Source organism: Nocardioides sp. W7, assembly GCF_022919075.1.
Classification (GTDB): Bacteria; Actinomycetota; Actinomycetes; order Propionibacteriales; family Nocardioidaceae; genus Nocardioides.
Genome location: NZ_CP095078.1, coordinates 3,884,058 through 3,897,013 on the forward strand (window position 1 = coordinate 3,884,058; position 12,956 = coordinate 3,897,013).

Here is a 12,956-nt window from a genome sequence, read left to right on the forward strand (position 1 = left end):
GGCCCGCCGTCCCCATCCGGTCGCCTCCACCCTCCGGCGGGTGGGGTGCCGCCACCCGCGTTGCCCCCACGCTGTGCTCAGTTCGCAAGTACCAGTTGGGAGGCGACCGATGCCTGGCCCTGACGACGATGTCCCTGACCGGGTGGCTCGGGCCCTCTTAGCCGACCTCTCGGTCGCGCTGGGTGGGGTCCTGCTGATCCTCGCCTCGGTCCTCGACCTCGTCCAGGGGGCCTCGGCGGTCAACCACGATCAGATGTACGCGCAGGGCGTCGAGTTCCTGTACCGCTTCGACACGACGGTCTGGGGATGGATCCACATCGCCATCGGTGTGATCGGCATCGTCGTCGCGCTCGGCGTCATGCTGAGGAAGAGCTGGGGCCCGGTCGCCGGCCTGATCGTCGCGGGCCTGTCGATCCTGACGAACTTCTCCTTCTTGCCGCTCTACCCGGTGTGGGGCGTCATCATCATCGCCTTCAACACGATCGTGATCTGGGCGCTGTGCGTCCAGCTGAAGGCGTACCGATAGGGCCGGCTCGTCCGGTCACCGTCCAAACCGATGTTCCGCTCTAGCTGGGAGGTTCGCCGTGGTCACCGTGTGGGAGTACAGCCCCGGAGACGTGTTCGTCTCCATGGTCTGGTTCTTTCTCTTCTTCATCTGGATATCGCTCCTCATCTCGGTCTTCGCCGACATCTTTCGCAGCGAGGATCTCTCGGGCTGGAGCAAAGCCCTGTGGACGCTGTTCGTCATCGTCCTGCCCTATCTGGGCGTGTTCGTGTACCTGATCGCTCGCGGGAAGACGATGGGCCAACGCGCGGTCAGCCGAGCCGACCGGTACGACCGGTACGACCAGACCGCGGCGGCGCCGAGCACGGCGCAGGAGCTCGAGCGCCTGGCCGAGCTGCAGCGCCGGGGCGACTTGTCGGAGACCGAGTTCCAGCAGGCCAAGGCCAAGCTCCTGGCGTGATCCTTCGGGAGGCGTACCACCATGGCGAACGGCTCCGGAGGAAACGGCGATGCCGAGGCGGTGCCGCGCCCCGACCCCGACCTGATCGAGTACGTCGTCATCAGCCTGCCCGAACTGTCGTCGAGCCCGGGGGTGGGCCGGGCGCTGCGCAGCCTCGTCGAGTCCTCCCGGGTCCGGATCCTCGACCTGGTGGGGGTGGTCACCGACTCCCACGGGCGGTACTCGGTCACCGAGCCCGAGTTCGTCGCCTCACTGGCCGATCTGCAGGGCGTGGCCGGCGAGGTCGGGGGCATGCTCAGCGAGGACGACATCGTGCTCGCGTGTCGTGCCCTGCGTCCCGGCACCTCCGCGCTGATCCTCGTGGTCGAGGATCGCTGGGCCCAGGAGTTGGCCGATGCCGCTCGGGCGGGCGGCGGACGGATCGTCGGCGGGGAGCGGATACCGCGGCACCGGATCGAGCAGGCGGAGCGCGCACGCAGGTCGGAGTAGACCAGGCGACATGATCCAGGCGGAACGACCCAGACGGAATGACCCAGGCGGAAGGAGACGGGCATGAGACGGGCTGCGGCGTCGCGGCGCGGGCACGTGGGGATCCTCCGCCGTCCGCCGACACTCGACGCGAAGGCCAGCGGCGCCGCGTCGAGCCCGCCGTCGGTCCGCAGGACCGATCAGGTCCGCCAGCTGCTCCGGCTGGTCGACCGAGGAGTGCTGTCCGACGAGGAGTTCGAGCGCCAGGTGCTGAAGGTCTTCGGAACCTCGTTCTGACCCCTCGATCCTGGGCCTAGAGACTGCGCAGAAGTCCCAGGGAACGCGCTGTCTCGACCGCTTCCGCCCTCGAGGTGACCCCGAGCTTCTGGTAGATGACGCGCAGGTGGAACTTGACGGTGTTGCGGGACACGAACAGCTCGGCGGCGATCTCGCGCACCGTGAGCCGGCTCGGCAGCAGCCGAAGGACGTCGCGTTCTCGAGACGTCAGGTCGTCGATCAGGGCCCCGGACGGTCCCGTGGGGTCGCCGCCGCCGACGACGACGTGCCGCAACCGGTGCATCCACCCCTCCGGCACTCGCCACGCGCCCAACTCGAGCAGGTCGAGAAGGTCCCGGGCCTCGGTGCCGACGGTCTCCAGCAGGCCCTGCTCGGCGGCGAGCTCGAGGGCGGTGGCGACCTCCTTCTCCGCGGCACCGCGTTCGTCGGCTCGCAGCGCTCGGGCGGACACCAGGTGCCAGATCACCTGGTGCCTGACCGAACGAGGCACCGTCTGCGCCAGTGACTCGACCGCATCGGCGTTGCGATGCCCGGCCAACTGGATGCGGGCCTCGCTCAGGGGCCGCCAGAACGGGTCGTCGATCCGCTGCGCCCAGCGCGCAGCTGCGTCCAGGTCCCGGCGGGCCAGCTCGAGCAGTACGCCGCGGCGAGCGAGGTAGCTGGTCGCGCGTGCCCCCGTGTGGTCACGCGCGCAGGTCTGGGCCGCGAGAGCGAACGCCGTCGCGGCCTCCTCCAGGTTGCCGCTCGCGAGATGCAGCTCGACGAGCTCCAGCTGGGCCAGGACCTGGACGAACACGCTCGGGTACGACGGCTCGGTCGACAGCGTGTCGAGGAGTTGTCGTGCCTGGTCGAGGTCGCCGATCTCGCGAACGGCGATGGCCTCGGCGAGGGTCAACTCGGTCCGGAGCGAGCTCATGTCCCCGGCATTCGCGACCCGGCGTACCCCGGCCGCGGTCCGCAGGGCGTCGATGGGATGACCGGCGAGCGCGAGCCCCACGGCCCGCGTGCCCTCGAGTGCGGTCGTGCGGTGGGCGTCCTTGCTCACCCCGAGGCACAGGCGGTCGACCTCGGCACTGCGGTCCAGCCAGCGCTCGTCGAGCGCGACGCCGTGCGCCACCAGGGTCCAGCCGAACCGGCCCAGGCAGTCGAGCCAGGCGCGCTCCCCCATCGTCTCCAGGGCCCCGAGGGCGAGTTCCTCGCAGTCGTTCCAGTCCCCCGAGACGAGCGCGGCGGCCGCCCGAAGGATCATCAGACGGCCGAGGTCCCCGCCACCGCCTTCCTCGACGTTCGCGGACTCGGCTGCGGCCAGGGCCACCTCGAACGACATCCGGTCGACGAGCAGCTGACACCACGCGAACTCGATCAGGGCGCTCGGGTTGGGGTGCGGAAAGTCCACCGAGATCTTGCTGATCATGCTGCGGATGGCGGATTCCCGGCCTCCGTCGAAGAGATCGACTGCGAGATCGGCGAGCAGGCGCAGTGCCTCGCGCGGCATGTTGGCTGCGATCCAGTGCTCGAGGGCGCTGGTGCTGTCGTCGGTCGTCTCGAACCAGAGCGCCGCCCGGGCGTGGTACTCCCGCAGCCGAGCGGGCGAACGACGCTCGAGCTCACCGAGCAGCAGGTCGCGGACCAGTCCGTGCACCTCGAACCAGCCCCCCGACTCCAAGGCGGTGACGAAGAGGCCGCGTCGCTCGGCCTCGGAGAGGATGTCCCCGGCGTCGGGGCGACTGCTCAGCGCCTCCGCGAGCGGATAGTTCACCCAGCCCACGACCGACACGGCCAGGAGCAGGTCGATCATCTCGGGCCGTTCCGCGCGGAGCACCTCGTGCCAGAGGTACTCGTCGACCAGGCGCCCCGACCCGGTCCGAGGGTTCTCCTCGCTGTCCGGATGGGGCAGCCGGTGGATCCGCTGCGACCGGACGGCGAGCGCGGCGAGCTGGAGCGCCGCCGCCCAGCCGCCGGCCCACCGGGCGGCGTCGGGCAGCGCCTCGGGTGCCGCGTCGGGGCAGAGGCCGGTGAGCATCGTCAGCGCTTCGTCGTCGGAGAAGCGCAACGCCTCGAAGGTCAGATCGGCCAGCGCGCCGCTGGCCCGCAGCCGGTGGACCGGGAGGGCCAGGTGGCGCCGGCTCACCAGCAGCAGGTCCAGCCACGCCGGCTTGTGCTCGATGAACGACGCCAGGCTGGACGACGCGTCGGGTTCCTCGTCGACGAGGTGGACGTCGTCGATCACCAGGACCGCCGGCTCACCCTCGGCCTGCTCCAGTACGTCGACCAGGGCGTGCACGGCGCCCACAGGATCGTGCGGGCGACGAAGCACCGACATCGTGGTCTCGGCACACCCCGGGACCAGCTGGTCGACCGTGGCCGCGAGCGCGGTGATCAGCTTCCGGGGGTCGCGGTCACCCTCGTCGATCGCCAGCCAGGCCACCCGCCGTTCGGTGTGTCGGACCCAGTCGGCGGCCAGAGCGGTCTTGCCCGCGCCGGCCGGCGCGACGAGCGCGGTCACGGGATACTCGGCCAGGTCGTCGAGCAGCCGCAGCAGGCGACGCCGGCGTACGAAATGCTGGGGGGTGGTGGGCACCCGGAACTTCGAGCGGAAGAACGGCGAGTCGTGTCGTCCGCGCTGGACTACCACTGACCCCGAGCTGGTGGAGCGCGTGCGACCCATCGCAGTGCCTCTCTGCTGCGTCTAGCGCTTCCACGTTAGACCTGTCCGCGGTCCAGGCACAGTGACCTGCGGCCGAGCAGGAGTCGAGTCCTCCCTCCTGGCGCTCTCCGTCCAGGGGTCAGCGGGCAGGTCTTCGACCGTCGACCTCGGTCTCGGACCGGACATCATCCGGCCGAAACGGCCCGAGGCACCCGAACTTGGCGACGATATCGGAACCCGCTCCGACTGACCGGGCACAGCGGATACCCAGGACGGGGTACGAACCGGTGCTCCGCCTCCGTCGGTTGAATCCCCGCACCGGCCCGGTCACCCCACCACCGCGTCGCCCAGCCCACCCTTCCCGGGGTGAGGTACGCCCACCCGAGACCTCACGACGATCAGGGGACAACTGCGTCCACCCGGAGGGCACTGATGACGACCAAAGACGCCCCAGCACCTGTCGTCCGACGCTCTGCCGACCCGGTCGCGACGGAGGCGGCCGACGTCGCCCGCGAGCTCGGCGTCGACCCGGCTGCCGGGCTCTCGGCGGAGGAGGTCGTACGACGGCTCTCGGCGTTCGGCCCGAACCGGCTGGCCGAGGGCAAGCACGAGCCGAGATGGCGCGCCTTCCTGCGGCAGTACGAGGACTTCATGCAGCTCGTCCTGCTCGCCGCCGCGCTGGTCAACCAGCTGGTCACCGGGGAGGCCGGTACGACGGCCGTGCTGGCCGGGCTCACCGTGTTCAACGCCGTGATCGGACTTCGTCAGGAGACCAAGGCCGAGGAGAGCGTCAAGGCGCTGGCCCAGATGATGAAGACGATCGCGCGGGTACGCCGCGACGGCGTGGCGGTCGAGATCGACGCGGCGGACCTGGTCCCCGGCGACATCGTCCTGGTCGAGGCGGGGAACCGGGTTCCGGCGGACGGGCGGGTCATGGTCGCCGCGACCCTCGAGATCGAGGAGGCGGCGCTGACCGGCGAGAGCCTGCCGGTGGGCAAGTCCACCGACCCGGTGCCGGGCGACGACGTACCTCTCGGCGACCGGGTCTGCATGGCCTACATGAACACCGCGGTGACCCGGGGCCGGGGCGAGCTGATCGTGACCGCCACCGGGATGGAGACCGAGATCGGTCACATCGCCGAGCTGCTCGCCAGCACCGAGGTCAGCAAGACCCCGCTGCAGAAGCAGCTCGACTCGCTCTCGAAGGTCATCGCGGCGATCGCGGCTATCGCCCTGGTCATCGTTGTCCTCCTGGGACTGGCCCGCGGCGAGAGCTTCGACACCCTGTTCATCACCGGCGTCGCCCTGGCCGTCGCCGCGATCCCGACCGGGCTGCCCGCGGTCGTGACCGCGCTGCTGTCGATGGGGACCCGCGAGATCGCCCGGCGCAACGCGATCGTGAAACGACTGCCCGCGGTCGAGACGCTCGGCTCGACGTCGGCGATCTGCTCGGACAAGACCGGGACGCTGACGCTCAACAAGATGACCGCGCGAGAGATGGTCATCCCCGGGCACAACCGCTACACCGTCTCGGGCGAGGGCTACAGCACGGTCGGCGAGATCAGCCACGTGGGCGGGCAGCGGTACGACCTCGACCCGTACCTGCTCCCGATGGTGCTCTGCGCGGACGCCGTACTCGACGGCGAGAACCTGATCGGCGACCCGACCGAGGGTGCGCTGATCGTGCTGGGCGCGAAGGGCGGGCTCGACATCGCCGAGACCCGGGCAGCGCTCCCCCGGGTCGCCGAGGTGCCGTTCGACTCCGACTACAAGTTCATGGCGACCTTCCACGAGATGACCGGCGACGGCGGAAGGCCCGTGGTGCGCTGCTTCGTCAAGGGCGCACCGGACGTCCTGATCGCCCGGGCCACCTCGATCCGCCGGCCCGACGGCACGACGGTGCCGATCACCGACGCCAACCGGCCGCTCGCCCTGGAGACCAACGACCGGATCGCGGCCGCCGGCGAGCGGGTGATGGTGGTCGCCCAGCGCGATCTCGACCCCTCCCAGGTCGTTCCCGGAGGGGACTACCTCTCCCTGGTCCAGGACCTGACCCTGCTCGCGATGGTGGGCATCGTCGATCCGCCGCGCGCCGAGGCCAAGGCGGCCATCGCGGAGTGCCGGGAGGCCGGCATCCGGGTCCGGATGATCACCGGCGACCACGCGGCGACCGCGGCGGCGATCGCCACCGAGCTCGGCATCGAGGGCCGCGCCGTCACCGGCGCCGAGTTCGCGGCGATGAGCGACGAGCAGCTCCTTCGGGAGGTCGACGAGATCGGGGTGGTCGCCCGGGTCGCACCCGAGGACAAGGTCCGGCTGGTGCGACTGCTCAAGGAGAAGGGCAACGTCGTCGCGATGACCGGCGACGGCGTGAACGACGCGCCGGCGCTGAAGACGGCCGACATCGGCGTGGCGATGGGCATCACCGGCACCGAGGTCTCCCAGGAGGCCGCCGTCATGGTGCTCACCGACGACAACTTCGCGACGATCGTCGAGGCGGTGTCGTACGGCCGCACCCTCTACGACAACCTGCTGAAGTACCTGCGCTTCCAGATGTCGACCCTGGTGGCCTACATCGCCATCTTCATCGGCGCCGGCATCATCGGGATCGCCGACGGTGCACCGCTGAACCCGCTGCAGATCCTGTGGCTGAACATGGTCGTGGACATCCCGCTCGCCATCGCGCTGGGCTTCGACCGCCCCGCCCGCGGCCTGATGGAGCGCGCGCCGCGACCCGTGGGGGCACCGGTGCTGTCGCGCAGCAACTGGGTGCGCCTGTGCGTCCAGGGTGCGGTGATGACCGTCGGCTCGCTCGTGGCCTACCAGATCGGCGACGACCCGGAGGACGCCGTACTCGCGGCGACCATGCTGCTCACGACGCTCTCCCTGTTCCACCTGGTGGCTGCCCTGCTCTGCCGCGACCAGCTGAACACGGTCTTCGACCGCGACGCCCTCCCGGGCGCGATGCAGCTGCGCCGGTACGGCGTCGCGCTGGCGGCGATCATCCTCGTCACCTCGCTCGACTTCCTGCAGCGCATCTTCGACACGACCGCCCTGGACTTCGAGCAGTGGTCCATCTGCGCCGGTCTCGCGGCGTCCCTCGTCGTGGTCGAGGAGCTCGTCAAGGTCTTCCTCCGGCATCGGGACGAGCCCGATCCGGCAGGCGTCGACGTGTCCCGCGAGCGGGGCACCGAAGCCGGGGCACAGCGGTCGTGACCCGTGGCCGCGTCCACCATCGAACCGGCCCGTTCCGACTCGTGCTGGGCGGCGAGGGCGCGATCACGGGCACCGTCGTGTGTGCCGCCGTCATCGCGTACGGCGTCGGCCACGCCCAGACGACGGCGCACCTGAGCCTGGCCATCGCCGCCACCGTCACCGTCTACTGGATCGCCCATCTGCACGCCGTGACGATCGGCAGCGCGCTCACCCATGGCCACCACCCCAGTCAGGCCCTGCGGCACGCGCTCGTCGAGACCGCGCCGGTCGCCCTCGTGTCGATCGTGCCGCTCGCCATCCTGCTCGTCACCCGGCTCGCCGGGGCCAAGCTCAGCACGTCGGCGTGGACCGCCCTGATCGCGACGATCGGACTGCTCGCCGTCTACAGCTACGTCGCCGGTGCCCGGGGCGGTCTCGACCTGGGGGGCCGGATCGCCAGTGCCGCGGTGGGCGCCGGCGTCGGGATCCTGGTCGCGCTGCTGAAGCTGGCGTTGCACTGAGTGCTGCCTGGGGCGCAGGGCGATCAGCCGCCGAGGAGGCCGATGACGGTCGCGCGCTCGACCGCCTCGTTGCGGGAGGACACGCCGAGCTTGCGGTAGATCGAGGTGACCTCGGAGCTGACGGTGTTGCGGCTGACGAACAGACGCTCCCCGATCTCCGCGATCGTCAGGTGGGTCTGCAGGTACGGCAGGACCCGGAGCTCCGCACCGGTCAGTGGTGCGGCCCCGGTGGCTCCGAGCTGGGCGTGCGCTGCCACCGTCTCGCGGAGCTCGGAGATCTGGTCGACCAGGGCACCGAGCGCCGGGCGCCGCTTCAGGACCTCGTCGATCTCCCGCAGCAGGTGGCGGGCGGCGGACAGGTCACCCGTGGCCGTGTGCGCCTTGGCGAGCTGCAGCCGGACGCGAACGGCGAAGAAGGGCAGCACGAACGTGCAGGACGGCCGCGCCCGCATCGCTCGGGTCAGCTGTCGCTCTGCCTCGTCGAGGTCGCCGCGGCGCAGGGCCAGGCGACCCGCCACGGCGAACGCGAGCACGCTGACCGCGTAGTCGTAGGTCCGACGCTCGTGGATGATCGAGAGGGCCCGTTCCGCCCGCTCGGTCGCCTCGGCCCAGCGCCCGTGATCGATCGCCAACAGCGCGAGCTCGGCCTCGCTGTCGACCACGACGTTGGTGTTGCCGCGCGCGTGACCGAGCTCGGCCGCCTCGGCGAAGAGCGCCCCTGCGGTGTCCGTGTCACCTGCCAGGAGATGGGCATGGGCGGACATCAGGACCGCGGTGTCGCGCCAGGGGCTCCACGGCGGTTCTTCGCCCAGACTGAAGGAGGCATCGGACATCATCTCCTCAGGACCGTGCGCGCACATCCCGGCACGCAGCATCGCCCGCCCCGACTCGAACGAGGCCGAACCGTCCACCGGCACCGGGTCGTAGGTCGCGGCGTCCACGACGGCGGCCCAGCGTTCCGCCGCCGTCGTCTCCCCGGTCAACGCCGTCACCCAGCCGGCCATCACCGCGAGCGGCGGATGCCCCTCGATCGCGGGGTCCCCCAGCGCGACCAGCCACTGCTGCACCGTCGACATGTTGCCGGAGTTGAGGGTCGGCAGAGCCAGCTCGGTGATCAGCTGGATGCTGCGGTCCTGCTCGGCGGTGTCCAACAGGTGCTCGACGGCCAGGACCGGCGAGCCGTTGGCCTCGTACCAGTCGGCGGCACGCAGATGCAGCTTCCCGACCAGGTCGGGTTCGACCCGGCGCAGCTCACCGAGAAGGAACTCCCGGTACAGACCGTGGTAGCGGTACCACTCCCGGTGCCCGTCGAGCGGGACCAGGAAGGAGTTCGACGACTCCAGGGCGCGCAGCCGCTCCTGCCCGCGCACCTCGCCCAGGACGGCATCACACAGCGGAGCGCACAGCTGGTCGAGCACCGCCGTACGCCGCAGGAACCGCTGGACCTTCTTCGGCAGCAGCATCATCGACTCGCGGTACAGGTAGTCGGACACGTAGCGGTCGTCCCCTGAGACCACGCCGTCGCGGTCATGGCGAGCAATCATCGCGGCGAGATAGAGACCGGCCGGCCAGCCCTCGGTCCGCTCGGTCAGCACTGCCGCGCGTTCGGCACTCACCCCCACGTCCGCTTCGGCGAAGACCTGCTGAGCCCCCACCACGTCCATGGCCAGGTCTCCACCGCCGAGCTCGATCGCGTCACCCGACGCGCGGAGCCGGGCCAGATGTGGTTGGTCGGCCCGACTGGCAGCGACGAATTGGGAGCCCTGGGGCACCCCCGCGATCACCACGTCCAGCGCGTCGTGGCACGTCGGGCTGCGGAGCTCGTGCAGATCGTCGACGATGAGCACGAACGGCTCCGGGCTGGACCTGAAGGCCGACGCCAGGCGAGGAGCCGCGCGCCCCAGGGCATCGACGCACAGGCCACCCACGTCGGCGACCAGTGACGAGTTGTCCCGTGACACGTGCGTGAACGCGTAGGCCAGCAGGGTGAGGAAGAGCGTGGGGTCGTCGTCGTAGCGGTCCAGGGAGACCCAGGCGACCCGACGGTCCTCGATCTGCGCCCATTGCGCCAGCAGCGTCGTCTTGCCGTATCCCGCGGGCGCCGTCACGCCGGCCACCCGGCATCCGCTCGATCGCGCCGGGTCGATGACCGCTGCGCGGCAGACCGAGCCCCGCCGCGGTTGGGGGACCACGAACTTGGCCTCCAGCAAGGTCCGGTCGAGCTGGATCTCCGCCGGGGCCGAGAGGTGGGGGGCCTCCGACACGTCTCGGGACGCTACTCCGCGCGCGCGACGACTCTCGTCACCCACCCTGGGTGACCTCCGCCGCCCGCGGATCGGAGCCCCCTCGACCCCAGCGGCACGCAACGGACGGGCGGATGACCTCCCTCCCGGTGTTTCGTGCTGATCGCGTGACGCCTCCGCCGAGGCACTCGCTGACACTGAGACCGGTTCGGAAGGTCGCCGACCGCTCCCGGGACGAGAAGGGACGCCAGTCATGTCGAAACGACGGGGATCGCCCGGACCGACGAAGCGACACCGCAGTGATCCCACCTTGACGGTGTGGATCTACGACTCGGCGCTGGGGGCGGCGGCGGGCGAGGTGCGACTCAAGAACCTCCGCGAGCGGGGAGCGCTGACGGTTCACGACGCCATCACCGTCACCTGGATGCCGGGCGTTCACCGGCCCCGCATCGGACACCTGCGACACGAGACCTCGGCAGCGGCCGCCAAGACCTCCGTCCTCGGTGGCCTGGTCGACCGGATCTGCCAAGCTCCAGTGCCCGGCTCGGCGGCCGGCGCCGGGATCGCCGAGCTGGCCCGGCGACTGGTCGGGACCGGCATCGACCAGCAGTTCCTGGAAGACGTGAGTGCGCAGCTGCGGCCGGAGACCTCAGCGCTCCTCGTCCTGTCGGGCGACGCGGACCTCGACGAGGTCCGCCCGGTCATCGAACGCGGGTTGGCGCGCGGCGACGTGATCCTCCTGCACGCCCAGCTGCCACACGACGCTCCCGACGTCCTGCGAGCTGCCATGCGCGACCTGCGGGACCGGCACCCCCAGGGCTGACCAACCCGGACGGTCAACCGATGCTGTGGATCGCGAACGCGACCGAGAAGCCGAGCGTGGCGACGACCCCGACCAGCTTGCCGCCACGCTCGTACGCCTCGGGCATCATCGTGTTGGCCAGCATGGTGAGGATCGCCCCCGCCGCGAACGCCAGGACGAAGGCGACCGTTCCGGGGTGAGCGCGCTGGAAGTTCACGTGATCGGCGTGATGCGGCGCGTCCGCGTCCCGAGTGCGATCGGTGTCAGCCGCACCCGGGAGGAAGGGGCGGCCACGACCTCCGGAGCGGCAGATGGAGCACCTGACTGAACGTCGGCGCCGATGGCTGATCGCCCGCGGCCTGCTCCGGGCACTCGCGAGCACGCTGGCCTTGGTCGCTCTCTACTACCTGCTGCCACTCGACCGGCGCTCGAACGGCTTCGTGGCCGTCGTGCTCGTCGTCGGGATCACCGCTCTGGCGATGATGATCGCGTGGCAGGTGCGGGCCATCGAGACCTCGCCGCACCCGGCTATCCGAGCGGTCCAAGCCCTGGCCACCGCTGCGCCCCTGTTCCTGCTCCTGTTCGCCTCGACGTACGTCGTCCTGAGCGTCGACGACCCGGGTACGTTCACCGAGCCTCTCTCGCGCACGGACGCGCTCTATCTGACGGTCACCATCTTCGCCACGGTCGGCTTCGGCGACATCTCCGCCCAGACGGAGCCCGCCCGCCTCATCGTGACGGTCCAGATGCTGCTGGACCTCGTGGTCCTGGGCCTCGGCATCCAGGTGATCCTCGGCGCCGTCAAGCGCGGCCAGACCGACCCCGAGAGACCCGGCAACCGGGATCCGGCCTGATCGATTTCACGCGAAGAGCGTGATTCATCGGCGCAGCGGTGCCGGTTCGATGGAAGGGCCAGCCTCCCCTTCGGGCGGCAACCACCTGAGCCAAGGAGTTCCGGCCATGACCGAACAACAGCCTGCATCGACGTACCAGACGACGCCCCATCGGGACGAGCCGCCCAGCGCCTGGGCGACCGGCCTGATCCTCTTCGCCGGAGTGCTGATGATCCTGGCCGGAGGCTTCCAGATCCTGGCCGGCACTGCGGCGCTCTTCAAGGACGACTTCTACGTCGCGTCGCCCAACTACGTGCTCGAGTTCGACGCCACCAGCTGGGGTTGGATCCATCTCCTGATCGGCCTCCTGGTGCTCTTCGCCGGCTTCGCAGTGCTCTCCGGCCAGACCTGGGGCCGAGTCGTCGGCATCACCTTGGCGGTGCTCAGTGCCCTGTCGAACTTCGCCTTCATCCCGTACTACCCGTTCTGGTCGATGACGGTCATCGCGCTCGACGTCTTCATCATCTGGGCCCTGGCCGCGCACGGACGCGACGTCGTCAGCTGACAAGCCTGTGGGCGGAGACGGAAGCACCGGATGAGCACCGCAGCCAGTGAGGTGGGTGCGCGTGCTCGCCCGTTCGCTCCGACCCTGCTCTGGACATGGGTCGTCGGTCCGATCGGCGCCCTGCTGGCCGTACCGCTCACCCTGCTCGCCAAGGCCCTGCTGGTCGAAGCCGATCCCCGGACCCGGTGGGCCATTCCCCTCCTCTCCGGCCGGCCGGAACCCGAGGACGGACCCGGACCCGGACGGTGGCGGAGTCCGAGGCCGAGCGCGATCCCGTCGAGCAGCGAACGCCGGGATGATGACGAGCTGGGTGCATGACGCCCTGATCCGGCTGCGCTCGCGGTGGTTGGGTCGGGTCGTGGTCGACGGGATCGAAGCGTTCCTCAGACTCGACATGTTCGACCGGTCTATGACGATCGC

General features: G+C 70.4%; 13 protein-coding genes. 10 read left to right on the top strand and 3 right to left on the bottom strand.

Annotated features, from left to right (window positions below):
• Positions 1–109 precede the first annotated feature (109 nt).
• The 4 genes from MUB56_RS18410 (at position 110) to MUB56_RS18425 (ending at position 1,730) form a co-directional block, all read left to right on the top strand.
• A complete protein-coding gene (locus tag MUB56_RS18410; protein ID WP_244928465.1) occupies positions 110–526 on the top strand; it encodes a hypothetical protein in 417 nt (138 codons plus the stop codon).
• 58 nt (positions 527–584) lie between these two features.
• Positions 585–965 carry an SHOCT domain-containing protein gene (locus MUB56_RS18415; RefSeq protein WP_244928466.1) on the top strand — a complete coding sequence of 127 codons (381 nt, stop codon included), beginning with the start codon at positions 585–587 and terminating at the stop codon, positions 963–965.
• 21 nt (positions 966–986) lie between these two features.
• The gene (locus MUB56_RS18420) at positions 987–1,454 is read left to right on the top strand and encodes a DUF6325 family protein (protein ID WP_244928467.1); all 468 of its coding nucleotides are present in this window, start codon (positions 987–989) and stop codon (positions 1,452–1,454) included.
• A gap of 63 nt (positions 1,455–1,517) precedes the next feature.
• On the top strand, positions 1,518–1,730 hold the full coding sequence (locus tag MUB56_RS18425; RefSeq protein WP_244928468.1) for an SHOCT domain-containing protein: 213 nt from the start codon (positions 1,518–1,520) through the stop codon (positions 1,728–1,730).
• A gap of 16 nt (positions 1,731–1,746) precedes the next feature.
• Here the strand turns inward: MUB56_RS18425 and MUB56_RS18430 are convergent, their stop codons facing one another.
• Entirely contained in the window at positions 1,747–4,311 is a 2,565-nt protein-coding gene (locus MUB56_RS18430) for a LuxR C-terminal-related transcriptional regulator (RefSeq protein ID WP_244928469.1), read from the bottom strand.
• A 498-nt stretch (positions 4,312–4,809) separates the two neighbouring features.
• Between MUB56_RS18430 and MUB56_RS18435 the strand changes: the two genes are divergently transcribed.
• Together MUB56_RS18435 and MUB56_RS18440 are read left to right on the top strand one after the other, a co-directional pair.
• A complete protein-coding gene (locus MUB56_RS18435) occupies positions 4,810–7,593 on the top strand; it encodes an HAD-IC family P-type ATPase (protein ID WP_244928470.1) in 2,784 nt (927 codons plus the stop codon).
• Positions 7,590–8,093, top strand: coding sequence for a hypothetical protein (locus MUB56_RS18440; protein WP_244928471.1), 504 nt, complete (start codon positions 7,590–7,592; stop codon positions 8,091–8,093). Before MUB56_RS18435 ends, MUB56_RS18440 begins: the two co-directional genes overlap by 4 nt.
• Before the next feature lie 23 nt (positions 8,094–8,116).
• Here MUB56_RS18440 and MUB56_RS18445 read toward each other — a convergent pair whose 3' ends face one another.
• On the bottom strand, positions 8,117–10,357 hold the full coding sequence (locus tag MUB56_RS18445) for a LuxR family transcriptional regulator (protein WP_244928472.1): 2,241 nt from the start codon (positions 10,355–10,357) through the stop codon (positions 8,117–8,119).
• A 295-nt stretch (positions 10,358–10,652) separates the two neighbouring features.
• Here MUB56_RS18445 and MUB56_RS18450 point away from each other — a divergent pair, with 295 nt between their 5' ends.
• Positions 10,653–11,159, top strand: a complete 507-nt coding sequence (locus tag MUB56_RS18450) for a DUF1269 domain-containing protein (protein WP_244932444.1) — start codon at positions 10,653–10,655, stop codon at positions 11,157–11,159.
• 13 nt (positions 11,160–11,172) lie between these two features.
• Here the strand turns inward: MUB56_RS18450 and MUB56_RS18455 are convergent, their stop codons facing one another.
• Positions 11,173–11,355 (bottom strand): hypothetical protein, encoded by a 183-nt coding sequence (locus MUB56_RS18455; protein ID WP_244928473.1) that lies wholly within the window; start codon positions 11,353–11,355, stop codon positions 11,173–11,175.
• A 94-nt stretch (positions 11,356–11,449) separates the two neighbouring features.
• Between MUB56_RS18455 and MUB56_RS18460 the strand changes: the two genes are divergently transcribed.
• The 3 genes from MUB56_RS18460 (at position 11,450) to MUB56_RS18470 (ending at position 12,854) form a co-directional block, all read left to right on the top strand.
• Positions 11,450–11,992, top strand: coding sequence for a potassium channel family protein (locus tag MUB56_RS18460; RefSeq protein WP_244928474.1), 543 nt, complete (start codon positions 11,450–11,452; stop codon positions 11,990–11,992).
• Between the two features lie 106 nt (positions 11,993–12,098).
• Positions 12,099–12,536 carry a hypothetical protein gene (locus tag MUB56_RS18465; protein WP_244928475.1) on the top strand — a complete coding sequence of 146 codons (438 nt, stop codon included), beginning with the start codon at positions 12,099–12,101 and terminating at the stop codon, positions 12,534–12,536.
• Between the two features lie 30 nt (positions 12,537–12,566).
• Complete coding sequence (locus MUB56_RS18470) at positions 12,567–12,854, top strand: hypothetical protein (protein ID WP_244928476.1); 288 nt, start codon at positions 12,567–12,569, stop codon at positions 12,852–12,854.
• Positions 12,855–12,956: the final 102 nt, after the last annotated feature.